15 protein-coding genes and 2 pseudogenes are annotated in these 25658 nt (G+C 69.0%); 15 read left to right on the top strand and 2 right to left on the bottom strand.

Annotated elements, in window-relative coordinates; translation table 11 throughout:
- Nucleotides 1-56 precede the first annotated feature (56 nt).
- Complete coding sequence (locus AB5J55_RS42245; protein ID WP_369275704.1) at nt 57-332, bottom strand: hypothetical protein; 276 nt, start codon at nt 330-332, stop codon at nt 57-59.
- A 508-nt stretch (nt 333-840) separates the two neighbouring features.
- Between AB5J55_RS42245 and AB5J55_RS42240 the strand changes: the two genes are divergently transcribed.
- From AB5J55_RS42240 to AB5J55_RS42190, 11 genes are all read left to right on the top strand, one after another.
- A complete protein-coding gene (locus tag AB5J55_RS42240; protein WP_369275703.1) occupies nt 841-2151 on the top strand; it encodes an ABC transporter substrate-binding protein in 1311 nt (436 codons plus the stop codon).
- Complete coding sequence (locus AB5J55_RS42235) at nt 2148-3173, top strand: carbohydrate ABC transporter permease (RefSeq protein WP_369275702.1); 1026 nt, start codon at nt 2148-2150, stop codon at nt 3171-3173. The genes AB5J55_RS42240 and AB5J55_RS42235 overlap by 4 nt, the downstream gene beginning before the upstream one ends.
- Entirely contained in the window at nt 3170-4060 is an 891-nt protein-coding gene (locus AB5J55_RS42230) for a carbohydrate ABC transporter permease (protein ID WP_369275701.1), read from the top strand. Before AB5J55_RS42235 ends, AB5J55_RS42230 begins: the two co-directional genes overlap by 4 nt.
- Before the next feature lie 637 nt (nt 4061-4697).
- Complete coding sequence (locus AB5J55_RS42225) at nt 4698-6218, top strand: RICIN domain-containing protein (protein ID WP_369275700.1); 1521 nt, start codon at nt 4698-4700, stop codon at nt 6216-6218.
- A 170-nt stretch (nt 6219-6388) separates the two neighbouring features.
- Nucleotides 6389-8794 (top strand): ricin-type beta-trefoil lectin domain protein, encoded by a 2406-nt coding sequence (locus AB5J55_RS42220; RefSeq protein ID WP_369275699.1) that lies wholly within the window; start codon nt 6389-6391, stop codon nt 8792-8794.
- Nucleotides 8795-9050: 256 nt separating this feature from the next.
- Nucleotides 9051-10715, top strand: coding sequence for an RICIN domain-containing protein (locus AB5J55_RS42215; RefSeq protein ID WP_369275698.1), 1665 nt, complete (start codon nt 9051-9053; stop codon nt 10713-10715).
- 35 nt (nt 10716-10750) lie between these two features.
- On the top strand, nt 10751-12742 hold the full coding sequence (locus tag AB5J55_RS42210; protein WP_369275697.1) for a ricin-type beta-trefoil lectin domain protein: 1992 nt from the start codon (nt 10751-10753) through the stop codon (nt 12740-12742).
- 80 nt (nt 12743-12822) lie between these two features.
- Nucleotides 12823-13428, top strand: coding sequence for a (2Fe-2S)-binding protein (locus AB5J55_RS42205; protein ID WP_369275696.1), 606 nt, complete (start codon nt 12823-12825; stop codon nt 13426-13428).
- Nucleotides 13429-13430: 2 nt separating this feature from the next.
- Nucleotides 13431-14411 (top strand): xanthine dehydrogenase family protein subunit M, encoded by a 981-nt coding sequence (locus tag AB5J55_RS42200; RefSeq protein WP_369275695.1) that lies wholly within the window; start codon nt 13431-13433, stop codon nt 14409-14411.
- Nucleotides 14408-16642 (top strand): xanthine dehydrogenase family protein molybdopterin-binding subunit, encoded by a 2235-nt coding sequence (locus AB5J55_RS42195; protein WP_369275694.1) that lies wholly within the window; start codon nt 14408-14410, stop codon nt 16640-16642. Before AB5J55_RS42200 ends, AB5J55_RS42195 begins: the two co-directional genes overlap by 4 nt.
- Before the next feature lie 4 nt (nt 16643-16646).
- A complete protein-coding gene (locus AB5J55_RS42190) occupies nt 16647-17729 on the top strand; it encodes an XdhC family protein (RefSeq protein WP_369275693.1) in 1083 nt (360 codons plus the stop codon).
- Here the strand turns inward: AB5J55_RS42190 and AB5J55_RS42185 are convergent.
- Nucleotides 17680-20418, bottom strand: coding sequence for an AAA family ATPase (locus AB5J55_RS42185; protein ID WP_369275692.1), 2739 nt, complete (start codon nt 20416-20418; stop codon nt 17680-17682). The two genes, AB5J55_RS42190 and AB5J55_RS42185, sit on opposite strands and share 50 nt — an antisense overlap.
- 714 nt (nt 20419-21132) lie before the next feature.
- On the opposite strand from AB5J55_RS42185, the pseudogene AB5J55_RS42180 reads away from it, so the two are divergent.
- From AB5J55_RS42180 to AB5J55_RS42165, 4 genes and pseudogenes are all read left to right on the top strand, one after another.
- Nucleotides 21133-21345 (top strand): annotated as a pseudogene (locus AB5J55_RS42180) (TetR family transcriptional regulator); the annotation flags it as partial.
- Between the two features lie 121 nt (nt 21346-21466).
- Nucleotides 21467-23734 carry an MMPL family transporter gene (locus AB5J55_RS42175; RefSeq protein ID WP_369275691.1) on the top strand — a complete coding sequence of 756 codons (2268 nt, stop codon included), beginning with the start codon at nt 21467-21469 and terminating at the stop codon, nt 23732-23734.
- Nucleotides 23735-24156: 422 nt separating this feature from the next.
- The gene (locus AB5J55_RS42170; protein WP_369275690.1) at nt 24157-25182 is read left to right on the top strand and encodes an NADP-dependent oxidoreductase; all 1026 of its coding nucleotides are present in this window, start codon (nt 24157-24159) and stop codon (nt 25180-25182) included.
- Between the two features lie 64 nt (nt 25183-25246).
- A pseudogene (locus AB5J55_RS42165) lies at nt 25247-25633 on the top strand (organic hydroperoxide resistance protein).
- Nucleotides 25634-25658 lie beyond the last annotated feature (25 nt).

Below are 25658 nucleotides of genomic sequence, written 5' to 3'. Positions count from 1 at the left end.
AGGTCGAAGGGTCCTTCCCTGTCGGCGGGATCCGGCGACTGGCACCCACAGCCGGGTCACGCATCGGCCGCTGATTCCTCCGCCAGCACCACGATTCCGTTCCCCTCCAGTGTCTCGACCACTGGGTGCCCGCACTGGACCAGCAGGTCCGCCACCGCGGCTTGCACCACCACCCGCATCCCGTCGCTGGACGCCCCAGCCTGATCGGCCGCCAGCGCGATAAAGCCGTGCGACATCGTCCAGCTCACCAGCACACCGGTCGGTGCCTCGCTCACCCTCAGCCCTTGCGTGGTGTCGTCTGCCTCATCGACGACATGGAAGCCCGCCAGCATCAGGGCATGGCGAACTCGTCCAATGAGCTGCCGGATGCGCGGGCTCGGCATCCAAGGCCGTACGGAGGGCCGCCGCCGTCCACCCGGCCTGCCTGCGGACGGAGGCCGGGCCTGCGACGGCTTTCCGGAGTGGTTGACGTTCCCAGTTGCTGCTCATTTGCCGACATGCTGACGTCCCTGTCTGGAGTGGGGCTACTGCACTTGCGGCTCGGCGTGAAATGGCTCAAATGGCGCCAGGTGTGCTCGATGTGCGGACCAGACACACTCGCGCCATGGGAGCGCACCCATCGCGTCGGTCCTGCGGGAATCCGTCAACGGGCGCCAGGAGAAAGCGATTTCCCCAGGTCGTCGGTTTTCGCAGGGGTCAAATAAAGGTCGCGCGCGACTCTTGACGTTCGGCAGGCCGAACGGATCTCATGGGCCTACTGTTCGGTCTCGTTCACTTCTGATCGATCGTGTGTCCTTGCGGCCTGGCCTCGATGGCCGCTGCCCTGCCCCAGGAGTCGTCATGCAACTCTCTTCCTCCGGTCTCTCCTCTCCCGGCCCCGACCGCCGCACGCTGCTGCGAGGGATGGGCGGGGCCGTTGCGCTAGGCGCCGGCATCCCCTTGCTGAGCGCCTGCGGCGGCAGCGGCACGGCGAGTGACCCGAAGACCGTGTCGGTCGGTTCCAACGCGTCGGACGCGGTGCCGAAGAAGGCGTTCGCGGACATCTACGCGGCCTACAAGAAGAAGTCCGGGGTCACGGTCGACGTGAACACCAAGGACCACAACACGTTCCAGGAGCAGATCAACTCGTATCTGCAGGGCACGCCGGACGACGTGTTCCACTGGTTCGCCGGCTACCGCATGCAGTTCTTCGCGGGCAAGGGACTGGCCACGCCGATCGATGACGTGTGGAAGACCATCGGGGACAACTTCTCCGTCGCGATGAAGGTGCTCAGCCAGAGTGAGGACGGCAACCACTATTTCGTCCCGCTGTACACGTACCCCTGGGCCCTCTTCTACCGGAAGAGCGTCTTCAAGCAGTACGGCTACGAAGTTCCCACCACCTGGGACCAGTTGGTCGCGCTGTGCAAGCAGATGAAGAAGGACGGGCTCGTCCCGATCGCCTTCGGCGACAAGGACGCCTGGCCCGCGATGGGCACCTTCGATCAGATCAACTTCCGTGCCAACGGCTACGACTTCCACGTCGAGCTGATGGCCGGCAATGCCTCCTGGACCGACGCCAAGGTGCGCAAGACCTTCGACCTGTGGACCGAGCTCCTCCCCTACCACCAGGACGGCGCCGTCGGCCGTACCTGGCAGGACGCCGCCCAGACTCTGGCCTCGAAGAAGGCCGGCATGTACCTGCTGGGCACCTTCGTGGCCCAGCAGTTCACCAACCCGGCCGACCTGGACGACCTGGACTTCTTCGCCTTCCCGGAGATCGACCCTGCGTACGGGCAGAACACCGTCGAGGCGCCGACCGACGGTTTCATGCTCAGCAAGGCCCCGAAGAACAAGGCCGGTGCCGTCAAGCTCCTGGAGTACCTGGGCTCCCCGGCCGCCGAGGAGATCTACCTCAAGTCCGACCCGAGCGTCGTCGCCGCCTCCACCAAGGCCGACACCTCCTCGTACAGCCCGCTGCAGAAGAAGGCGTACGAGATGATCTCGGGCGCGAAGAGCCTGACACAGTTCATGGACCGCGACAGCCGCCCCGACTTCACCTCCACGGTGATGCAGCCCGCGCTGCAGAAGTTCATCCGCGATCCGAAGGGAATCGACAGCCTGCTCTCGTCGATCGAGCGCCAGAAAAAGACGATCTTCGCTTCCTCATGACTGTCACGCGGAACACCGGTACCGGGACCGGACTTACCAGCACCCCGGGGGCGACCAATCCCATGCCCCCGCCCCCGGGGCCCCCGGAGACACTGTCGGCAAAGGGGAGGAGCGAGCGGGTGCGACAGGGGCACCGACGGCTGTTGACCCGCCGCGACCGGCTCACGCTGTGGCTCATGGCCGGCCTGCCGACCGTCCTGCACATCGCCCTGGTGTGGGTCACGGCGCTAGCTTCGATCGGGCTGGCCTTCACCACCTGGGACGGCATCGGCTTCGACTCGATCCAGTGGGTCGGGCTGCAGAACTTCAAGGAACTGTTCTCCAACAACCCGCAGTTCTGGCCCGCTGTCCAGCACAACGTCATCTGGCTCGCCGTTCTGATCCTCCTACCCATGCCGCTGGGGATGTTCCTGGCGGTACAGCTGGACAAGAAGATCCGCTTCAGCAGGGTCTACCAGACGGCGTTCTTCCTGCCCGTCGTGATGTCCTTCGCCGTCATCGGCTTCGTCTGGCAGCTCGTCTACAACCCCGACACCGGCCTGATCAACAGCCTCATCGGCGCCAACAAGCCCGGCCACTACATCGACTGGATCGGCGACCCCGACCTGAACCTCTGGGCCGTGCTTGTCGCCGCCTGCTGGCGGCATACCGGCTACCTGATGATCCTCTATCTAGCGGGCCTGAAGGGCGTCAACCCCTCGCTGCGGGAGGCGTCCGCGATCGATGGCGCGAACGAGTGGCAGACGTTCAGGAACGTCATCTTCCCCACACTGCGACCCACCAACACCATCGTGCTGGTCGTCACCATCATCGAGGCCCTGCGCGCCTTCGACCTGGTCTTCGTCTTCAACAAGGGCGCCGAAGGCACCGAGCTGCTCTCGATCCTCGTGACCAACAACATCATCGGCGAGTCCAGCCGCATCGGATACGGCTCCGCGATCGCCGTCGTCCTGCTGGTGATCTCGCTCGCCGTGATCATCCCGTACCTGGTGGCCACCTTCCGGAAGGAGCGGCGATCGTGAGCGCCTTCACCGCCGCGCTGAGCAAGCAGCGCACCCCCCTGCGCCCGGCCCGGATCCTGCTGCACGTCTTCCTCGTCGGCACCGCACTGGCCTGGCTCGCTCCGCTGCTCTGGGCGATCCTCGCGGCCCTGCGCCCGTACGGCGAGACCAGTGAGAAGGGTTACGTGTCCTGGCCCGACAAACTGAGCCTCGACAACTTCACCAACGCCTTCCAGCAGTCGGCCATGATGCACTACTTCGGCAACACGCTGCTCATCGCGGTGCCCGCCGTGCTGGTGACGCTGTTCCTGTCGTCGATGGTCGCCTTCTACGTCAGCCGCTTCGACTTCCGCCTCAACCTCTTCCTGCTGCTGGTCTTCACGGCGGGCAACCTGCTACCGCAGCAGGTCATCATCACCCCGCTGTACCGGATGTACCTGCTCATCGACCTGCCCGGCATCACCATGTCCGGCAAGCTCTACGACTCCGCCCTCGGCCTGGTCCTCATCCATGTCGCGTTCCAGTCGGGGTTCTGCGCCTTCGTACTCAGCAACTTCATGCGTTCACTTCCGCACGAGCTCACCGAGGCCGCGCTGGTCGACGGCGCCTCGGTGTGGCGGCTGTACTGGCAGATCACGCTGCCGCTGTGCAAGCCGGCGATGGCGGCCCTCGCGACCCTGCTGTCCATTTGGATCTACAACGACTTCTTCTGGGCCATCGTCCTGATCTCGACCGGCGAGAACATGCCGATCACCTCGGCCCTGAACAACCTCTCCGGCCAGTACTTCACCGACCCCAACCTGATCGCCGCCGGCGCCCTGCTCACCGCGATCCCGACCCTGATCGTGTACTTCGCGCTCCAGCGCCAGTTCGTCAGCGGTCTGACCCTCGGCGCCAACAAGGGCTGACCATCGGCCGCGCCGGCCCCTTTCCGCCTTCCCACCCCCCATTCCTCTGGAGCCGGTATTGAGCACAGAGCGGCAGTTGCCCCTCCCCAGCACGAGCGCCAACGCCCCACGACGCCAACCTCGTTCAAGAGCAGGAGACTCCGGACAGATGAATGCCGACCTCTGCTGCAGGTGCAACCGCTGGACAGACGCCCCCATCTCCGTGGGCCACATCCAGCGGTCCAGTGCCCCCGACCGGACGCTGTCCGTCTGCCCGGACTGCATCCCCCGTTTCACCTGAGCCGCTCTCGCAGCCGACGAACCCCATTCGTCCCGCACCAGTAGCCGCCGGCGAGGCGCCAATGACGGCGTCGTCGGCCGCGGCGACGGCCTCGCCAGGCTCCTGCCGAGCTGCCGTTGAACACCCCCGGGAAGTCCGCTGAACGGGACTTGGCCGAAGGCCGACAGCGGACGTACCCGACGTCCAATCCCTCGATCTTGGCCCCACCTCACACCTCATGTCAGCCCCGCTCCGGGGTGGGGCCAACCCTCATTCTCGATCAGGCCCAGCGCAGATCGACGAATGAGGCCAAGAGCCGCCCGAGGGTGGGTTCGACCTCCTTCCCGAAGCCGCCCTCCCGTTCACGAAGGAGCAATGATGCTCAGACGTGTTCTCACGGCATTGCCGGCCGCCTGTGCCGGCGTGCTCGCACTCCTGGTGGTCGGGCCGCCCGCCCATGCCGCCCCGGTCGCGTTGACCAACCCCATCGATTTCACCGGGACCAATGGCGACCCCGTCGACGCCCACGGTGGCGGGGTGATCAAGCACAACGGCTACTACTACTGGTTCGGGGAGAACCGCCACTCGGACGACACCTTCAAGGCCGTCTCCGTCTACAAGTCGTCCGACCTGAAGACGTGGGAGGGGGTGGGCGATGCCCTGAACGAGGCGAGCGATCCCGAGCTGGAGTCCGCCAAGATCGAGCGTCCCAAGGTGATCTACAACAGCACCACCAAGAAGTTCGTCATGTGGATGCACAAGGAGAACGCCACGGACTACGTCGAGGCCCGCACCGCCGTCGCCGTCTCCGACACGATCGAGGGCCCCTACGACTATCAGAGCAGCTTCCGGCCGCCGAGCGGCACCGAGTCCCGGGACATGACGCTGTTCGTCGACAAGGATGCGAACGGCAATGAGACCGCCTACCACGCCACGGCCGCCAAGGACAACGCCGACCTGCGCATCTACAAGCTCAACTCCGCCTTCACCGGGTACGACACCAACTACAAGGTGAAGGAAGAGGTCGCCCTGGTCGCCAACCCCTGGCCGGGCCAGTATCGGGAGTCCCCGGCGCTGTTCAAGCGAGACGGTGTCTACTTCATGTTGACCTCCGGCACCAGGGGCTGGAATCCCAACCAGCAGAAGTACGCCACCTCCACCAGCCTCAGCACTGGTTGGTCGGAGATGAAGGATGTCGGTAACGACATCGCCCACGACTCCCAGACCACGTTCGTCCTGCCCGTCCAAGGCACGTCGGGCACCTCGTACCTGTACATGGGCGACCGGTGGGCCGGTGCCGATATCAGGGGCAGGCGCCCGGTCAACGAATCCACGTACGTCTGGCTGCCGCTGACCTTCCCGACCAAGACCACCATGAACCTGCCCTGGTACCCCCAGGTCGAAATCGACACGGCGGCGGGGACGGTCAAGGGCGTGGGCGGCGGCCCCTACTACAACCTCGTGGCCCGGCACAGCAACAAGTGCGTCGACGTCAAGGACAACTCCTCCGCCGACCACACCCCCTCCGCCGACGCCCCCGATACCCAGAAGGCCCCCGTCGTCCAATTCACCTGCAACGGCGGCCTCAACCAGCAGTGGCGTCTGGAGGGCGCAGGCGACGGCTATTACCGCATCCTCGCCCAGCACAGCGGCAAGTGCCTGGACGTCGAGCATGCGTCCACCGCGGACGAGGCCTTCGTGAACCAGTACAGCTGCGGCAGCGGCCGGAACCAGCAGTGGAAGTTCGACGACCAGGGCAACGGCTACTACCGCCTGGTTGCACGACACAGCGGCAAGTGCCTGGACGTCCCGGCCGGCTCCAAGAACGACGATGTCCGCCTCATCCAGTACACCTGCGGTACCGGCACCAACCAGCAGTTCACACGGCCCAAGGTCTGAACCTCCTGGGTCGACGCATTTATGCGCACCACCGCACGCCAGACCCGGGCCCACCCCGTTCCGCGCCTCGCGTCGGGCGCTCCCCGGACATGCTCGCGTACCTCACCGTCACCGACACGAGAGGCGACACCATGCCCAGATCGGTTCCTCGTGCCCTCTTAGCAGTCTTCGTGGTCTGCCTTTCACTGCTCGCCCTTCCGCCGACGCCGGCCGCGGCGGCCCCAACGACAAACATCACGGTCGACGGGACGTCCGGCGGCCGGACCTTCGACGGCATCGGGGCGATCAGCGGCGGCGGCGGTAACAGCCGCCTGCTGGTCGACTACCCGGAGCCGCAGCGCAGCCAGATACTGGACTACCTCTTCAAGCCCGGCGTCGGCGCCTCGCTGCAGACACTCAAGCTTGAGATCGGAGGGGACACCAACTCCACCGACGGCGCCGAACCAAGCCACGAGCACACCAAGGGCGATGTGGACTGCGACGCCGGCTATGAGTGGTGGCTGGCCCGCGAGGCCAAGGCTCGCAATCCGAAGATCAAGTTCGCCGGCCTGGCCTGGGGCGCGCCGGGCTGGATCCCCGACGGGAACTTCTGGTCCTCCGACACGATCGACTACCTGATGGGCTGGATGGACTGCGCGAAGCAGCACAACCTGACCATCGACTCCCTCGGCGGCTGGAACGAGCGGGGCTGGAAGGCCTGGTGGTACGTCGACCTCAAGAAGGCGCTGGTCTCGAAGGGCTACGCAACCAAGGTCGTGGCGGCTGACACCGACTCCTGGGCAGTTGCCGACGACATGAAGGCGGACGCGGCGTTCCGGGACGCGGTGGACGTCATCGGCGTGCATTACCCGTGCGGCTACAGCAACGGCGGGGCCATCGGCAACAACGCCCCGTTCACCACCTGCAACAGCACGAGCACCGCGCAGAACATCGGAAAGCCGCTGTGGGCCAGCGAGAACGGATCACAGGACACCGAGGCGGGCGCAGCGCCGGTGGCACGGGCACTCAACCGGGACTACATCGACGGTCGAATGACCGCGTACTACAACTGGCCGCTGGTGGGCTCCCTCTATCCGAACACGTACTTCGCCTTCAATGGACTGGTGTCGGCCAACCAGCCCTGGTCGGGCCACTATCGCGTCGGCAAGACCACGTGGGTCATGGCCCACACGACGCAGTTCGCCCAGATCGGGTGGCGGTACCAGGATTCCGCCAGTGGCTATCTGGGCGGTGACCGGTCCAACGGCAGCTATGTGACGCTGCGAGCGCCCGACGGTGGCGACTACAGCACGATCATCGAGACGACGGAGGCCACCGCCCCGCAGACCTTGGATGTCCGGGTCACCGGCGGCCTGTCCACTGGTCAGGTTCACGTGTGGGCCACGAATCTCAACACCAACTCGGACAGCGCCGCTGACAACCTGGCGCACACCGCCGATGTCACGCCTTCCGACGGCCGGTACACCGTGACGCTGCAGCCCGGCCGTGTCTACACGCTGACAACGAGGACCGGGCAGGGCAAGGGCACGGCGGGATCGCCGGCGGCCTCGTCACTGAGCCTGCCGCAGTCCGATGACTTCGAGACCAAGGGCGTCACCTCGTCTCCGAGGTACTTCACGGACATGAACGGTGCCTTCCAGACCGTGTCCTGCGGTGGCGGACGCGGGGGCACGTGCCTGCGTCAGATGGCCACGGCCGCCCCGATCCGCTGGACCAGCGAGCCGTACTACGCGCCGTACACCTTCATGGGCGACGACTCGTGGAGCAACTACACCGTCAGCGCGGACACGATGCTGGAACAACCGGGCGCGGTGGAACTCCTTGGCCGCGTGACCATGCAGGGCAGGAACAACAACGGCCTGGAGGCCTACCACCTGCGGGTGAGCGACACGGGTGCCTGGTCGATCCTCAAGAGCGACTCCGCGTGGAAGTTCACCACCCTGAAGAGCGGCACCACAGCGGCCCTCGGCACGAACCGCTGGCACTCCGTCGCCCTGACCATGCAGGGCTCAACGATCACCGCCAGGGTCGACGGCACGGTGCTGGGCAGTGTCACCGACTCGACCTACGCTCACGGCCGTTCCGGTCTGGGCACGGTCGACTCCGCCGACGCGACGACCGGCGGCGGATACAAGACGCAGCAGTTCGACGCCTTCTCCGTCACGCCCGGGACCGATCCGACCCCTGCACGTGTCGGCTCCGTCCCTTCGGGCATCTCCGGCATGTGCCTGGACCTCCCCGCAGGCAACGCCGCTGACGCCACGCCGGTGAAGACCTACAGCTGCAACAACAGTTTCGCGCAGATCTGGACCCACAACCCGGCCGACGGCACGATCAGGATCGGCGGCAAGTGCCTGGACGTCCCTGAGCAGGCCACGAAGAACGGCACCAAGGTGCACATCTGGACCTGCAACGGCGGAAGCAACCAGACGTGGACTCCGCAAGCCGACGGCACGCTGCGCGGCACGCAGTCCGGGCGATGCCTGGACGTCCCGGAGGGCAGCACCAGCCCTGTGCAGCTTGTGATCTGGACCTGCCACGGCGCAAACAACCAGAAGTGGAAGCTCCCCGGTTAGGAAGGCGGCGGAGATCCCTTGTAGTCCAGGGGATCTCCGCCCCACCTCGCCCCCGTGTGGCCATCGCCGACGCCATCAGATCTGCTCACCCCCCTTGTGCAACGCACGGCCGCACTGGACTTCGACCCTCATCACCCGGCTCCGCGCCGCAGTACCCGTACCGCTGGTCCTGCATGGACGCGCCGCGATGGCCCAGGAGGCCGCGCGGCTGCTGTGCCTGCTCCGGGCCGGATGAACACTCAAGAAGGAAGTTCTCATGCGAACAACCAGACATCTCGCGGTCCCGGTCGGCCTGGGCCTTGTGGCCTGCGCCCTGACCGGGGCCGGCGCCACGGCCCACGCGGTGCCGGCAGCACCCGCTTCCGGCACCGTCTACACCCTGACGAACGCCGCGAGCGGCCAACTGATGGACATCAGATACGGCTCGACCGCCCCCGGCGCACCCGTCGTTCAGTGGCCGTCGAAGAACGGGGCCAACCAGCAATGGCTGCTGACCCGGACCAGCTCCGGCGCCTATACCGTCAGGAGCGCCAACAGCGGCCTGTGTCTGGACGCCCCCGACCCGCAGAACTCCGTTCCGCAGCTCGTCCAGAACACCTGCGACGGCTCCGGCGACCAGCAGTGGAAGATCGAGTCCGTCGGCGGCGGCACCTACACCCTTGCCAACGCCGCAAGCGGCCTGCTCGTCGACAACAAAGAGTCGTTGGACAAAGAGGGCAACGACATCATCCAGTGGCCGTCCAACGGCGGCGCCAACCAGCACTGGACCCTCACGCCGGTGCTCACCCCGCTCACACGGGTCGGCACCTACACCGCCGGCCTGATGTCCAACGGCCCCTCCTTCACCAACCAGAGCATCCGCATGGTCGCCCACACCACCGTGGCAGGGTCCGAGCTCCGCGTCCGACTGAGCAACCGCTACGGCACCGCACCGCTGACCATCGACGCCGTCGACCTCGCCCAGGAAGGCAGCACCCCCGGCACCGCCGTCCCCGGCACCCACCACACCGTCACCTTCAACGGCAGCGCCTCCGTCACCATCCCCGCCGGGCAGGACGTCGCCAGCGATCCGATCCCGATGGACGTGGCCGCGAATACGGACCAGCTCGTGAGCCTCCACCTGCCGGGCACGCCCGCCGGCACCACTTGGCACGCAGAGGCCCAGCAGGATGCTTGGGTCTCCACCGTCGGCAACCACGTCACCGACGACGGCCTCGGCAACTACCCGACCAACAAGTGGTCCTGGTTCTTCCTCGCAGGCCTGGACGTCATCTCCTCGACCGCCACCGGAACACTGGTGTGCGTCGGGGACTCCATCACCGACGGCGTCGGTTCCACTTGGGGCGCCAACCGCCGCTGGCCCGACTACCTCGCCCAGCGCATGAACTCCGCCCCCGGCGGCCCCACCCTCGGCGTCGTGGACGCCGGCATCGGCTCCAACCGCGTACTGACAGACGTCAACGGCAACAACCCCAGCCTTCAGACCCGATTCGACCACGACGTGCTCGGCCAGCCCAACATCAAGAGCGTGATCCTGCTGGAGGGCATCAACGACATCGGCGGCAACCTCGGTTCCAACGGATCCACCCCTCTGACCGCCACGGACCTCCAGAACGGCATGCAGAAGGTGATCGACAAAGCCCACGCCGTCGGCGTGAAGATCATCGGCGGGACGATCCTGCCCTACGAGGGCGCCGGCTACTACACGCCTGACGGCGAGAAGGTCCGCCAAGCCGTCAACCAATGGATCCGCACCAGCGGCGCCTTCGACGGCGTCATCGACTTCGACAAGGCAATGCGGGACCCCGGCAACCCTCGCGCCCTCAACCCCGCCTATGACACCGGCGATCACCTGCACCCCAACGACGCCGGCTATCAGGCGATGGCCAACGCCGTGAACCTCGCCCAGCTCACGCCGTAGCACCGTGTCAGCCTTCCCTTCCTTTGGAGAGCCGCATGTCCCGCACCGCTGCACGTAGTTGGACCAGCCGCGTCATCGCCCAGGTGCTCGCCGCCGTACTCGCCTTCGCGGGTCTGGCGACCCTGGACCGGCCGGAGTCTTCGGCGCCCCTGTCCGCCGAACCGGCTGCCGTGAGCACCTTTCAGATAGGCGTCACCCCGCCGCCCATGGGCTGGGCATCGTGGAACAGCTTCTTCAGCAGCATCGACCACAACGTGATCAAGCAGCAGGCCGACGCCCTGGCCTCCTCGGGTATGGCCGCCGCCGGATACAAGTACGTCAACCTCGACGACGGCTGGTGGCAGGGCCAACGCGACGCGAACGGCAACATCGTCGTGGACGAGAACCTGTGGCCGGGCGGCATGAAGGCGATCGCCGACTACATCCACAGCAAGGGCCTCAAGGCCGGCATCTACACCGACGCGGGCAAGAACGGCTGCGGCTACTACTACCCCACCACCCGGCCCAAGGCGCCCAACACCGGTATGGAGGGCCACTACCAACAGGACCTGGAGGCCTTCCAGCGCTGGGGCTTCGACTACGTCAAGATCGACTTCTGCGGCGGCCGTGTGGAGGGCCTGGACCAGGAGGCCACGTACAAGCAGATCGCCGCCGCCAACGAGGCCGCCTCGGCCGTGACCGGTCGCAAGCTGGTGCTGTCGTTCTGCGAGTGGGGCTCCGGACTGCCGTGGAACTGGGCGCCGGGATACGGCGACCTGTGGCGCACCAGCGTCGACATCCTGCAGAAGGACGAGACCCCGCAGCTGACCAAGATGTACTACAACTTCGACGAGGCTCAGCAGCCCGCGGCCCAGCACACCGGGTACTACAACGACCCCGACATGCTGACGGTCGGCGTGAACGGAATGTCCGCCGCCCGCAACCGGCTGCACATGAGCCTGTGGTCGATCGCCGGCGCCCCCCTGCTGGCCGGCAACAACGTCGCCACCATGAGCGCGGAGACCCGCGACATCCTCACCAACCCCGAGGTCCTCGCCATCAACCAGGACCCGCGCGGCCTGCAGGGCGTCAAGGTCGCCGAGGACACCCGGGGCCTGCGGGTGTACGGCAAGATCCTCTCCGGCACCGGCAAGCGCGCGGTCATGCTGTTCAACCGCACCGGCTCCGCCGCGAACATCACCGTCCGCTGGGCCGACCTCGGCCTGACCTCGGCCTCCGCCACCGTGCGCAACGCCTGGACCCACACCGACGCCGGATCGTTCGCGACCAGCTACACCACCTCCGTCCCGGCGAACGACGCGGTCCTGCTGACCGTCTCCGGCACAGAGGCCTCCGGCTCGACCTACGAGGACACCACCACCGCCGCAACCCCCGCCTTCAGCAACATCACCGCCTCCACGGCGGGCACCAAGCTCGTCGACATCACCTACGCCAACGGCGGCAGCACCGCCCGCAAGGCCACCATCCAGGTCAACGGCCAGTACAAGTACGTCGTGGCCTTCCCGCCGACCGGCTCGGCCTCCACCTACCGGACGGTCTCGGTGCTCGCGCATCTGGCCAAGGGCGCGAACACCGTGAAGTTCGCCGCGATCTCCGGCAGCACTACCCCCGACATCGACGCCCTCCGCGTCCAGGGCATCCCCGGCACCGACGGCGCGGCCCTCGTCGGCGCCGCTTCCAACCGCTGTGTGGACATCGACAAGAACACCCACATCAACGGCACCAAGCCACAGTTGTGGGACTGCTCCGGCGGACGCAACCAGACCTTCCAGCAGACCTCGCGCGGCGAACTCGTCGTCTACGGCGACAAGTGCCTCGACGCCGCAGACGACAGCGAGGACGACAAGGTGGTCCTCTGGGACTGCCACGGCGGCGCCAACCAGAAGTGGACCGTCCACTCGGACGGCACCATCACCGACCTCAACGGCAAGTGCCTGGACGCCTCTGGCGCGGCAACCGCCAACGGCACCCAGCTGATCCGGTGGACCTGCAACGACCAGCCCAACCAGAAATGGACCCTCACCTGACGAGACCAGTCGAAGTGACAGATGTACCCGGGACGACCGGGACGGAGGCTGAAGTCCCGATCAGAAAGGCAGGGCACTCCATGCCGGACGAGGTGTCCCCTCACCCCAGTCGCCGTACCGTGGTGGCCGGTGGGCTGACCGTCGGAGCCGCCGTCGCGGCCGGTACGTACCTGTCCGCGACGTCGGCGGAGGGCACCGAGGCCCCCGAAGCGACGCGACAGCTCTCCCTCACCGTCAACGGCGAGCGCCTGAAGCTCGCCGTCGACCCGCGCAGCAGCCTCCTCGACACTCTGCGCGACGAAGTCGGCGTCACCGGCCCCAAGAAGGGGTGCAACCAGGGGGCGTGCGGAGCGTGCACCGTGCTGCTCGACGGACGGCGCGTCCTGTCGTGCCTCACCCTCGCGGTCCTGCACGACGGGCAGGAGGTCACCACCGTCGAAGGCATCGCCGACGGCGACCGCCTGCACCCGGTGCAGCAGGCCTTCATGGACCACGACGCGTTCCAGTGCGGCTTCTGCACCTCCGGGCAGATCATGTCGGCTGTCGCGCTGCTCGAAGAGCAGCCGGGGATCACCGAGGACCGCATCCCCGAAGCCATGAGCGGCAACCTGTGCCGGTGCGCGGCCTACTGCAACATCCGGGACGCGATCGCGTCGGCCTCGGACACAATGGCGAAGGGGCGGTAGTCGTGGAGCCGTTCCAGTACGTCCGCGCACGCAGCGTCGGTGAGGCGGTCGGTCTCCTGGCTCGTCACCCCGGGGCAGAGGTGATCGCCGGCGCCACCGATCTGACGACCCTGATGCGCGACGGCATCCGGCGGCCGAGCCACCTCATCGACGTCAACGGGCTCGCTCTCGACGAGATCTCCGCCCTGCCGGACGGTGGGCTGCGCATCGGCGCGCTGTGCCGCAATGCCACTGACGACCAGCGGATCGTGCGGGGATTCCCCGTCCTCGTCGAGGCGCTGCGCTCGGGCGCGTCCCCGCAGATCCGCAACCGCGCCACGTTCGGCGGCAATCTCCTGCAGCGGGTGCGCTGCCCCTACTACCGGCAGCCCGAGTTCGCCTGCAACCGCCGCGATCCGGGCTCCGGCTGCGCGGCACTGGACGGTGACAGCAGCAAACACGCCATCCTGGGCACCAGCGGCTCCTGCATCGCCGTCCATCCTTCCGACTGCGCCATCGCGCTCCAGGCACTCGACGCCGAGGTCGTCGTCCGGGGGCCCCGTGGGGAGCGACGTATCCCGATCGACGCCTTCCACCGGCTGCCTGGCCGCACACCCGAGCGTGAAGTCATGCTGCGCGACGACGAGATCATCCTCGCCGTCGAGCTGCCGGGCCGTGCCTCCTCGGCGCACTCTCACTACGTCAAGTTCCGCGAGCGCGCCTCGTATGCCTTCGCGCTGGCGTCCGCCGCCGTCGCCGTGGAGGTGCGCGGCGGCACGGTCCGCTCGGCCCGGATCGCGCTGGGTGGCGTCGCCCCCAAACCCTGGCGCGCGAGGGCGGCGGAGCACGCCCTGCTCGGCCGTCCCTTCGGCAAGGACGCCATCGACGCGGCCGCCCGCGCGGCGACCAAAGGCGCGGCCCCGCGCCCCGACAACACGTACAAGGTGAGCCTGGCCCAAGCGGTCGTGCGGCGGGCCCTCACCGAACTCGGAGGTGCGCGATGACGTCCAGGACCGAGGTTCCCGAATCCGGGATCGGCGCGCCGGTCAACCGCGTCGAGGCGCGTGACAAGGTCACGGGATCGGCCCGTTACACCGCGGACGTGCGCTTGCGGGGCATGGCGCACGCCACCGTCGTCACGAGCACGATCTCCGCGGGCCGGGTGCACCGTATCGACACCACCCGGGCCCTGGCCGCACCCGGAGTGCTCACCGTCATCACCCACCGCGACCGGCTGCCGTGGCGGAGCACCCCCGCCGACACCGGTTACCTGGAGAATCGCTTCCCGCTCGCCGACGACAAGATCACCTACTACGGGCAGCACCTCGCGATCGTCGTCGCCAAGAACCTGGAGCAGTCCCTGCACGCGGCGTCGCTCGTGGACATCGACTACGAGGTGGACGCGTCCGTGCCCACACTCGACGGGGCATTGCCCGACGCCTACACCGCGAGCGGACGCCTCATCCGCCCGCCATGGCCGCAGCACCTGGTGCTCCCTCCCGGCGCCGACCCGCAGGCGGCGCTGGCCGGCGCGGACGTGCGTACCGACTCCACCTATCGGGTGCCGCACTTCAGCCACGTGCCGCTGGAGCCGGGCGCCGTGGTCGCCGAATGGTCGGGCGGCACGCTCACGCTGCACGACTGCAGCCAGGACGTGCACGGCCACCGGGAGGTCGTGGCCGCCGTGTTCGGGCTGCCGCCGGAACGCGTCCGGGTGCTGTCCCCGCTGGTCGGCGGGGCATTCGGCAACAAGACCGACGTGTGGGGGCACTCTCTGCTCGCCGCGCACGCGGCCAGGGTGGTCCGACGCCCCGTCAAACTCGTGCTCAGCCGCAAGCAGGTGTTCACCTCGACGGGCCACCAGCCGCCGATCGTTCAGCGCATCCGGCTCGGTGCCGGCAGGGACGGGAGGCTCGCCGTGATCCTCCACGACACTGTGAACGCGACCGAGATGCGCGGTGACCGGCCCGAGCCCGCCATCATCTCCACCGCCTCCTCTTACGCCGCGCCGGTCCTGGCCGTGGACGCGAAGGTCGCGAAGGTGAGCATCGGCCCGTCCATCAGCCTCCGCTCCCCGGGCGACGCCCCCGGCTCCTTCGCCCTGGAGAGCGCCATGGACGAGCTGTCCTACCGCCTCGGCATGGATCCACTGGAGCTGCGCCGCCGCAACCACCTGACCACGGACCCGCTGACGAGCAAACCGTGGAGCGCCAAGCACCTCCTCCAGGCCTACGAGTTGGGAGCCGAGCGCTTCGGATGGGCCCGGCGCACGGCCGAGCCCCGCTCGATGCGCGAGGGCGGCGAACTGGTCGGCTACGGCATGGCCACCGCCGTACGCGGCGAGATCCCCGACCAGGCCCGGGCCGAGGTCGAGATCCGCGCCGACGGGACGGCGCAGGTGCGCACCGCCACCCAGGAGATCGGTACCGGGGCCCTCACACTGGTCGCCCAGATCACGGCGGCGGGCACGGGGGTTCCCCTGGGCAGGGTGTCCGTCCGCGCAGGCGACACCAACCTGCCCAGGACCGCGGGCAACGCCGGCTCGCGCACCACGGGCTACACCGGCTCCGCCGTCCACCTCGCGGCGGAGAAGGCCCGCCGGGCCGCCGTGCGGATGGCCGTCACCGACCCGGACTCGCCCCTGTACGGGCTGGCGGACGGCGAGGTCGAGGCGGCCGACGGGCGGCTGTTCCACCGGGACGACACCAAGCGCGGGGAGACGTATCGTGCCCTGCTGGCCCGCCACGACGGCAAACCGGTGGTGGCCGAGGCGAGTTACACCCCCCGGACCTCCCACGCCGTGGCCACGTTCGGCGCGCACTTCACCGAGGTGCGGATCGACCCGGATCTGCCGAGGGTCCGTGTCACCCGGCACGTGGCGGTATTCGACGTCGGCAGGATCACCAACCACAAGGCGGCCAGGAACCAGGCCCAGGGCGGCATCGTGTTCGGCATGGGCTGGGCGCTGATGGAGAAGCTGACGCCCGATCCGGTCTCCGGCCGGTACGTCGACGCCGCGCTCACCGACTACCACATCCCGGTGAACGCCGATGTCCCCGACATCGAGGTGCTGTTCATCGACGAGCCCGACACCATCGCGCATCCGCACGGCAGCAAGGGCATGGGCGAGGTGGTCTCGGTCGGCGTCGCCGCGGCCATCGCCAACGCCGTCCATCACGCCACCGGCAGGCGGATCACCGACCTGCCCATCACCCCCGACAAGCTGGTGGGTTGACGCAATGCGCGACATCCTTCCGCAGCTGGCGGGGTGGTGGGCCGAATCCCGGTCGTTCGCCCTGGCCACCCTCGTCGACGCGGCCGGCAGCACACCCTTCCCCGTGGGCACGGCGATGGCCGTCGACGGCGCGGGCGCGGCGCTCGGCGCGATCAGCGGCGGCTGCGTCGACGCCGACATCGCCGCGACGGCGCAGGACGTGCTGCGCGACGGCCGCCCCGTGCTGCGCCGCTACGGCCCCGCCGGACCCGCCAGTGGACCGTTCGACGTGGGTCTGACCTGCGGAGGCACGGTCACGGTTTGGATCGAGCCGGTGCCGCCGGACAGCGCCTGGTGGCTGCCCGTCCTGGCCACGGCGGTCGAGGCCGGGCGCCCCGCCGCGCACGCCATACGGCTGCGCGGCGCCGGCTCCCGGCACCTGGTCGTGCTGCCCGACGGCGGCCGGGAGGGCAGCCTCGGCGCGGGCGAGGTGGACCGCGATGCCGAGGCGGCGGCGCGGAGCCTGCTGCCCGAGGGCGGCACCGCGGTTCTCGGCTCCGGTCCGCAACCGGACGTCTTCGTCGCCGCACACGCCTCCCCGCCGCGGCTGGCGATCGTCACCTGGACGCCGGTGGCCGGGCCCCTGGCCCGGATCGGCGGCGAACTCGGCTACCGGCCGATCGTCCTGGAGCACCGCCCGGTCTTCGCGGCGCAGGCACGGGACGCCGGTGTGGAGGTGCTCCCCGGACTGCCGCAGACGGGGCTGCGTACCCTGCGCGGCGAAGGCGCACTCGACGGCCGCTCCGCCGTCGTGGTGCTCACGCACGATGCGCGGGTCGACGTTCCGGCGCTGCTGGAAGCCACCGAGGCGGGCGTCGGGTACCTGGGCGCGATCGGTTCGGCGGCGACGGTCCGTGACCGGGACGGACGACTGCGCGACGCCGGACTCGGCGAGGCGGGGCGCGCCGCGATCCACTCGCCGATCGGCCTGCCCCTCGGTGGCCGCACCCCGGCCGAGGTGGCCACGGCGATCGCGGCCCAACTCGTCGCCGTACGGGTCAGCCAACCGCATCCAGGTCCGCGTCGCGCAGTTGGGAGCGGCTGCTGATGCCCAGCTTCGGGAACACCTTGTACAGGTGGTAGCCGACGGTCCGCGGGCTCAAGGAGAGCCGCGCGCCGATCTCCCGGTTGCTCAGCCCCTCCGCTGCCAGCCGGGCAACCTGCAGCTCCTGGACCGTCAGCCGAGCCGACGGATCGCCGCCGCGGCGCCGTGGCGCACCACCCGCCGCACGCAGCTGGGTGCGGGCGCGCTCCGCCTCGCCCCGCGCCCCGAGACCCTCCAGCGTGTCCAGCGCCGAGCGCAGCTGTGCTCTGGCCTCGCCCTCGTGCCGGTTCCGCCGCAGCCACTCCCCGTACAGCAGCGCGGTGTGCCCCCGGGCGAGCGGAGCGTCCGCCGCGCCCGCGGCCGACAGGGCCGCCTGGAAGTGCTTGTCCGCGGCGTCGTCCTCCGTGAGCAGGGCGCGGATGCCGTGCCGGGCCGGCTCGGGCCAGACCAGAGTGGTCTGCTCCGCCCACTCCTCGAACGCCCGCGCCGACTGCTCGGCGGCTCCCCTGCGATTCGCGCGCACGTGCGCCTCCACCACGTCGAGGGCGGCCTGCCGGGCCACCCGGCTGTGGGCGAACGGTGAGCCCGGCTCGCCGAGCGCCGCCAGTCGTTCACAGGCCTCCGCGTAGTCGCCGGCGGCGAGGGACAGCCGCCCCAACGCCCACTGCGCGGTGCCCGCCGCCGACCTGTTGGCCTGCGGCACCGCCAGAGCTTGGGCGCGCTCGGCGTACCCGCGGCAATCCTCCGCCTCGCCGCGCCCGGCGGACAGCAGGGCCAGCACCGCGAGCAGATCCGCCTCCAGGACGGGCTGCCCGACGTCCCGGGCCATCCGCAACCCCTCCTGCGCGTGCGCCTCGCACTCGGGCCACAGCCCGGTCCGGTACTCCAGGTCCGCAAGCCACGACAGGAGCAGTCCGCGGACCGCCAGCATGCCGGACGTGGCGAAATGGTCGCAGGCTTCCACGATGAAGGACCGGGCCATCCGGGGGGAGGCCCCGAGGTGGCCCAGCGCGGCAGGCCACGCGTGGAGGTGCGCATCGTTGCGGCTGAGGCCCTCTGGCGCGGCCTGGAGGATCTGCCAGGGGGTCAACCCGTCCAAGGGACGGCCGACGACCGCGTCCGCCAGCCAGCTCCCGTACCGGGAATACCCGGGATCCTCAACGCCGGCGGCCTCGATGAGCCGCGCGGCCCGCAGGGCCTCGTCCGTCCGGTCGGCGCGCAGCGCCCCGTCCACCGCCATGAAGGCAAGAGTCACCGCCTTATCGGGGGACCGGCCGGCCAGCGCGACGGCGCTGTCCAACAGCCGGGCCACCGCCGCCTGTTGATCGCCGCCCCAGAGCTCCATCATGCCCCGCAGCCGGTCGAGTTCCAGCTGAGTCTCGGCGTCCGCAGGCCGGGACAGTGCCTCCCTCAGCAGCGGGTGGGCCAGCTGCGGGCTGCCCGACTTCCAGGCGGCGTGGGCCGCGGCGGCGAGCCGCCTGGTGTGCTGCTGCTCCGTGGGGCTCAGCAGAGCGGCCCGGTGCAGTACGGCCGCGGCCGCGGCGAGTCCGCCCCTGCGGCGCACCGTCTCCGCGCCGGCTACCAGTGCTTCGGCCAGTTGCTCGTCGGGGCCGGTGGCCGCGAGCGCGCGGTGCCATACGGCCCGTTCGCGCTGCCCGCCCTCCGGGTGTTGTGTCGCCAGCTCGTCGGCGAGCGCGCGATGCGCGAGCGCACGTCGGCGAGCGGAGGCGTCGGCGTACACCGCGGCCCGTACGAGCGGATGCCGGAAGCGCAGCCGGGCACCCGGCACCTCCTCCAAGTACCCGGCAGCCTCCACGACGTCCAGTGCCTGCGCGTCGACCGCCAGCCGTCCGGCCGCGGCGAGCACGGTGCCGGTGTGGCCGCTGTCCTCCGCCGCCGCCACCAGCAGGAGGGTGCGGGCCGATTCGGGCAGTTCCCGGGTGCGTTCGGCGAAGACCTCGCGAAGGCGCAGGCTGAGCGGGGCAGTGCCGGTGAGCACGACCTTCTCCGCGACCTCCGCCGGACTGCCGAGCCGAACCAGTTCCTCCAGCGCCAGCGGGTTTCCTCCCACAGCGGCGGCGATGGCGCATCTGGCCGGACCCGGCGTCCCCCACCCGTGCGCGTCGAGGAGGGCGGACGCGGTGTCCGGGGCGAGCCCGCCGAGCGTGAGCCGTGGCAGGTCCCCGGTGGCCTCCCCGACTTCGCGGACAGCGGCGAGGAAGGCGATGGAACGGCCCTCGATGCGGCGGGCGGCGAAGAGCAGCACACCGGCGGTGGCCGGATCGAGCCAGTGCAGATCGTCCGCGACGAGCAGCAGGGGGGTACGGGCAGCGGCCCGGTCCAGCAGGGACAACACGGCTGTGCGGACCAGCAGATCCGCGGCGGGCGCGGTGGACAGGCCCAACGCGCTGCGCAGCGCGGCGGCTTGATCGTCCGGCAGCTCCGGCAACTGGTCGAGCAGCGGCGTCAACAACCGCTGCAGTCCACCGAAGGCCAGGGCGACTTCGGCCTGGACGCCCGAGCAGGTCAGTACACGCGTGCCGCTGCCGGCCGCGGCAACGGCACGCCGCAGCAGCGCCGTCTTCCCGACCCCGGCGTCCCCCTCCACGATCAGCGCTCCGCCCCGGCCCGCACTGGCCTCGGCGACAAGCCGACTCAGTGCCTGGAGTTCCGTTTGCCGCCCGTAGAGCATGTGGGGAGGCTACCTCCGGCGGGCTGCGCTCTTGTCAATGGCGGATGAGTGAGGGACCTCTCAATCGGGTCGAATTGTGGCGCGAAAACCCCGGAGGAGCTATTGTCGAGAGGTAGAACGACCGGTCTTTCTATGAAGATGGCCTTAGGGCTGTCCGGGCGGGTCCCCTCCGGCCGGAGGACTCTCGCAGGGTCCCCCGGTGCACGTCGAACAGGGATGAAGAACTTCCATGAAACCAATCCGCTCCAGGGTCGAGGTGGCCACCGTCCGTGAGCTCCTCGCCAGCCTGACGCCGCGCGCCCAGCCGGCTATCGCGAACCGGTACGCGATGCCGTGATGACCGGTCTCGCGTGAGTGCCCGCTGGGGTCAGTCTCCCGGTCGGATCAGTCGGACCGCTTCCAGCAGGGTCTTGTGCGCCGCCGTCGAGCCGTCCGTCCGGGTGGTCGGCAGCCATCGCACCGTCGTACAGCATCAGCGGCGAACCGGCGGCCGACTCCGCTTCGGCGCGGCCGAATTGGGTCGGCAATTCCGTGAAAGGGGCGCGTCCAGTTAAGGTGGGCCGCCACCCAGGCAGCGGACCGGATGGGCCGCGTCCGAGAACCCGGCGGCCCGCTCATGAACGACGATCCGCGAAAGCCGCGCTCGCGCGCGTGCTCGCCGATTGCCTCGAAGACGAGGTCGATCGCCTCGGCGGCCGGCGGTTCGACTGTCTCCCAGTGATGGCGGAGTACCTTCCCATGCTGCGGCCTGCGGTCGACCGGGGTGAGGTTCGTGCGGACACCCCGGCCATCAGGTTCACGATGCACATGATGAGCGGCGCTTTCGCCGCCCACACGCTGATCGACGCACAGCCGCCGACGCATTACTTCCTCCTTGCGTACATCGACGCCGTGGCCCTCCCCGCCCTCGGCGCGCCCACGGCCTGACAAACCCCGCACTCATCACCTGACGTGACCGCTCACGTCGTCGGGCCGATCAACCTTGCCTCCCCGCCGGGCTGATCACCCCTGCCCTGAACACCCCACGACTGACTGGGAGTACGCCCTCGTGGCCACGTTTCTCTACAGACTCGGCCGACTCGCCTTCAGGCGACGGCACTTCGTCGCCCTCATATGGGTGGCACTGCTGGCGCTCGCGGGCTTCGGCGCGGCCAGCGCCCCCTCGGCAAGCAACACGTCCTTCACCGTCCCCGGCACCGAGGCCCAGAAGGCCTTCGACCTGCTGGAACAGCGCTTCCCCGGGATGAGCGCCGACGGCGGCACCGCCCGCATCGTCTTCAAGGCACCCGCCGGCGAGAAGATGACGGACGCCGCCAACAAGAACACCGTGCAGAAGACCGTCGACGCGCTGGCCGACGGCCCCGAGGTCGCCTCCGTCGCCGACCCCTACCAGGCCGACGCCGTCAGCAAGGACGGCACGATCACCTACGCGTCGGTCAAGTACAAGGTCCCCGGCATGGAACTGGAGGACGGCACCCGGGAAGTCCTGGAGGAGACCGCGCAGGACGCGCGGGACGCCGGGCTGACCGTGGAGGTCGGCGGTGACGCACTCCTGGCGCAGCCCGAGACCGGCACGGGCGAGATCATCGGTATCGCGGTCGCCGCGGTGGTCCTGGTCATCACCTTCGGCTCACTGGTCGCGGCCGGCCTGCCGCTGCTGACGGCGGTCATCGGCGTCGGTATCGGAGTCTCGGCGATCACGGCCCTCGCCAGCACGCTCGAACTGGGCTCGACCACCTCGACGCTGGCCACGATGATCGGCCTGGCGGTCGGGATCGACTATGCCCTGTTCGTCGTCTCCCGCTACCGGGCCGAACTGGCCGAGGGCCGCGAGCGTGAGGAGGCGGCCGGCCGGGCCGTCGGCACCGCGGGCTCGGCGGTGGTGTTCGCCGGCCTCACGGTCGTGATCGCGCTGGTGGGCCTGTCCGTCGTCAACATGCCGATGCTGACGAAGATGGGCGTCGCGGCCGCGGGCACGGTCGCCATCGCGGTACTCATCGCACTGACGATGATCCCCGCGCTGCTCGGTTACGCGGGCCGGAGGGTCAAGCCGGCGGGCGAGAAGAGCAAGTTCCTGGGCGGCGCCCGGGCCGCGCGGAAGGCCGCTTCGGCCAAGGCCAAGCCCAACATGGGCACGCGCTGGGCGAGGTTCGTCGTACGCCGTCCGATCGCCGTCCTGCTCCTCGGCGTTGCCGGCCTCGGGGCCGTCGCCGTCCCCGCCGCCTCCATGGAACTGGGCATCGGGGACGACAGCTCGCTGCCGACCTCGACGACGCAGCGCCGGGCGTACGACCTGCTGTCCGAGGGCTTCGGCCCCGGCTTCAACGGCCCCCTGGTGGTCGTCGTCGACGCGAAGGCGAGCGACGACCCGGATGCCGCGTTCACCGAGGTCACCGACCAGATCAAGGCTCTCAAGAACGTCGCGACCGTGATGCCGGCCGCCCCCAACAAGGCGGGTGACACAGCGACGATCACCGTGATCCCGGACTCCGAGCCGTCGTCGGTGACCACCGAGGAGCTGGTGCACGGCATCCGGGACGCGGGCACGGAGATCAAGGCCGACACGGACGCGGACGTGCTGGTCACCGGCACCACAGCCATGAACATCGACGTCGCGCAGAAGCTGAACGACGCTCTGATCCCGTACCTGGCCCTGGTCGTGGGCCTGGCGTTCCTGCTGCTGATCGTGGTCTTCCGCTCCATCCTCGTCCCGCTGAAGGCGGCCCTCGGCTTCCTGCTGAGCGTGATGGCAGCTCTCGGCGCCGTGGTCGCGGTCTTCCAGTGGGGCTGGATGGCCGACCTCGTGGGCGTCGAGGAGACCCGCCCCATCGTGGCGATCATGCCGATCTTCATGATCGGTGTGGTCTTCGGCCTCGCGATGGACTACGAGGTGTTCCTCGTGACCCGGATGCGAGAGGCGTACATCCACGGCGAGAAGGCGAGCCAGGCCGTGGTGACCGGCTTCAACCACAGCGCGCGGGTCGTGACGGCCGCCGCGGTGATCATGATCGCGGTCTTCGGCGGCTTCATCGGCTCCAGCGAGGCGATGGTCAAGATGATCGGCTTCGGCCTGGCGATCGCCGTCCTCTTCGACGCGTTCATCGTGCGGATGGCGATCGTCCCAGCCGTCCTGGCTCTGCTCGGCAGGAAGGCGTGGTGGCTGCCGAAGTGGCCGGACCGGGTGCTGCCGAACGTGGATGTCGAGGGGGAAGGGCTGCGGACGCAGGGCGACTCGGCCCATTCGTCGGGCTCGTCCGGCTCGGGCGATTCGAAGGGTGCGGATCCGGATGAGGAGCGGGAACTGGTGAAGTTCTGAGTGCCAGACCTCGGCGGCCCCGGTCTGATGGTGTGCGGTGAGCACCTCATCAGACCCGGGGCCGCTATCGGTAGGCAGATGACTTCTCAGCTCGATCTTCAACCTCGTGCTGTCGAACGGCTCTCGTAGACGTTCGCCCTGACGGGCAATCCCCGCATGTCCACGGCCTATGCGCCGGCGAAGCCCCGGAGGGGACGGGGTCGCGCCCCGCGGCTCCCGCGCGAAGTGCAGGGACTCCCAGCAGCTGCCGGGCCGGCGCCCCGGTGAGGGCATGGCTGATCGCGGCCGCCTCCGACGACCTCGATGGTCAGCGGGCCTGTACGGGTGGTGGCCATGCCGTCAGAACGGCGATACTTGACAACCTAAAGCATTGAAGTGATAGTTGTTTCAGTTCCTGAACCTTTTCTGGGAGGTACCGCACCATGTCCACGTCCGCTCTCCCCCCTTTCCGCCGTGAATGGCACCTCGTCGCCCGCCCGCACGGCTGGCCCCAGCCGGAGGACTTCGCCCTGCGCGAGGCTCCGGTAGCCGCGCCCGGCGAGGGCCGGATCCTCGTCCGGAACCTGCACTTCTCGGTCGACCCGTACATGCGCGGGCGGATGAACGATGTGAAGTCGTACGTCCCGCCGTTCCAGCTCGACCAGCCCATGGACGGCGGTGCGGTCGGCGAGGTCATCGCGTCGAACGCGGAGGGCTTCGCGGTTGGTGACCACGTGCTGCACGGCCTCGGCTGGCGCGAGTACGCGGACGTGGACGCCAAGCAGGCCGTCAAGGTCGACGCGTCCATCGCTCCGCTCCCGGCCTACCTGGGCGTTCTCGGTATGCCCGGACTCACCGCCTACGCCGGCCTCTTCGATGTCGCCTCCTTCGAGGAGGGCGACGCGGTCTTCGTCTCCGGCGCCGCCGGTGCGGTCGGCATCCTGGTCGGCCAGATGGCGAAGCTGAAGGGCGCCTCGCGGGTCATCGGCTCCGCCGGCTCCGACGAGAAGGTCAAGCTCCTCGTCGAGGAGTACGGCTTCGACGCCGCCTTCAACTACAAGAACGGCAACGTGGCCGAGCAGCTCAAGGCCGCCGCCCCCGACGGCATCGATGTCTACTTCGACAACGTCGGCGGCGAGCACCTCGAAGCCGCGATCTCCTCGCTCAACCTGCACGGCCGCATCACCCTCTGCGGAATGATCGCCCAGTACAACGAGACCGAGCCCACGCCCGCCCCGCGCAACCTGGCCATGGTCATCGGTAAGCGGCTGCGGATCCAGGGCATGCTCGTGCGCGATCACGAGGCGCTCCAGCCGCAGTTCGTGCGGGAGGTCGCGGGCTGGCTGCGCTCCGGTGAGCTCAAGTACCAGGAGACCGTCGTCGAGGGCGTCGAGAACGGTGTCGAGGCGTTCCTGGGGCTGATGCGCGGCGAGAACACCGGGAAGATGATCGTCTCCCTGGATCGGTAGTCTCGACCGACACCGTCGCGATCGTGGGCACGAGTCACGGCGAACCACAGACGGAAGCGTCTTCATCTCGATCAAGCCGTCCGACGTCCTTCACACCGCCGTCGCCACCGCAACAACGGCCGTGACGGTTGCGTGGCCACCGACGACGGCAACCTCGAAGTCGTCGTCAACTCGCGCAAGGAGATGGGCGGTTCGGGCGCCGGTACGAACCCGGAGCAGCTCTTCACAGCCGGACATCTCCGGCTCGACTGTCCCCGCCGAGGTCGGCATCGGCAAGAACGACGGGGGCTTCGGCATCATCGGCAAGATATCCGCGGACATCCTGAACGTGGACGCCGCCACCGCCAAGGACCTGATCGAGAAGGCCCACCAGGTGTGTCGGCGCGCGGTTGTCGACGGTGACGCCGTCAGATCACGGCTTCATAACGGCCCGGGACGGCGCGCGCGCTGACCGCTCATCGCCTTCGACAAGCCCT

Source organism: Streptomyces sp. R11, from assembly GCF_041051905.1.
Lineage (GTDB): Bacteria > Actinomycetota > Actinomycetes > Streptomycetales > Streptomycetaceae > Streptomyces.
The sequence above is the reverse complement of the archived record's forward strand: the minus strand, read 5'-3'. Positions and strand labels throughout refer to the sequence as shown.

Coding starts and splice junctions, on each gene's coding strand:
- AB5J55_RS42245 (WP_369275704.1), bottom strand. CDS start 332: ATGCTGGCGGGCTTCCATGTCGTCGATGAGGCAGACGACACCACGCAA.
- AB5J55_RS42240 (WP_369275703.1), top strand. CDS start 841: ATGCAACTCTCTTCCTCCGGTCTCTCCTCTCCCGGCCCCGACCGCCGC.
- AB5J55_RS42235 (WP_369275702.1), top strand. CDS start 2,148: ATGACTGTCACGCGGAACACCGGTACCGGGACCGGACTTACCAGCACC.
- AB5J55_RS42225 (WP_369275700.1), top strand. CDS start 4,698: ATGCTCAGACGTGTTCTCACGGCATTGCCGGCCGCCTGTGCCGGCGTG.
- AB5J55_RS42215 (WP_369275698.1), top strand. CDS start 9,051: ATGCGAACAACCAGACATCTCGCGGTCCCGGTCGGCCTGGGCCTTGTG.
- AB5J55_RS42210 (WP_369275697.1), top strand. CDS start 10,751: ATGTCCCGCACCGCTGCACGTAGTTGGACCAGCCGCGTCATCGCCCAG.
- AB5J55_RS42205 (WP_369275696.1), top strand. CDS start 12,823: ATGCCGGACGAGGTGTCCCCTCACCCCAGTCGCCGTACCGTGGTGGCC.
- AB5J55_RS42195 (WP_369275694.1), top strand. CDS start 14,408: ATGACGTCCAGGACCGAGGTTCCCGAATCCGGGATCGGCGCGCCGGTC.
- AB5J55_RS42190 (WP_369275693.1), top strand. CDS start 16,647: ATGCGCGACATCCTTCCGCAGCTGGCGGGGTGGTGGGCCGAATCCCGG.
- AB5J55_RS42185 (WP_369275692.1), bottom strand. CDS start 20,418: ATGCTCTACGGGCGGCAAACGGAACTCCAGGCACTGAGTCGGCTTGTC.
- AB5J55_RS42170 (WP_369275690.1), top strand. CDS start 24,157: ATGTCCACGTCCGCTCTCCCCCCTTTCCGCCGTGAATGGCACCTCGTC.